Below are 437 nucleotides of genomic sequence, written 5' to 3' on the forward strand. Positions count from 1 at the left end.
GCCGGCGGTCGACCATCGCGCCGAATATGCTCGGCCGGGAGTTCCATGCCGAGCGTCCGAACCAGCGATGGATCGCCGAATTCGCTTCGCGGGCCTTCGGCTCACCTATATCTGGACCGCAGAAGGTTGGCTGTACGTTGCCGCCGTCATCGACCTCTTCTCCCGCCGTGTGGTGGGCTGGTCGATGAAGGCCGAGATGACCGCCGGGCTCGTGACCGATGCGCTGATAATGGCGATCTGGTGTCGGGGAAAGCCGGATGCCCTGCTGCACCATTCGGACCAGGGCAGCCAGTATGTCAGCGAGCAGTTTCAGAAGCTCATGGCCGACAACAGCGTCACCTGCTCGATGAGCCGCTCTGGCAATGTCTGGGACAACGCCGCGATGGAGAGCTTATTCGCTGCTTCGCGCGGCCCTTCGGGTCTCGTCGCCGAAGACC

At 63.4% G+C, this 437-nt stretch carries 1 pseudogene; it reads left to right on the plus strand.

Annotation, left to right across the window (positions count from 1 at the left end):
- Window positions 1–437, plus strand: a pseudogene (locus tag JHD80_RS27135) (IS3 family transposase); the annotation flags it as partial.

Origin of the sequence: Allobosea sp. ASV33 (assembly GCF_016428755.1) — a bacterium.
GTDB lineage: Bacteria > Pseudomonadota > Alphaproteobacteria > Rhizobiales > Beijerinckiaceae > Allobosea.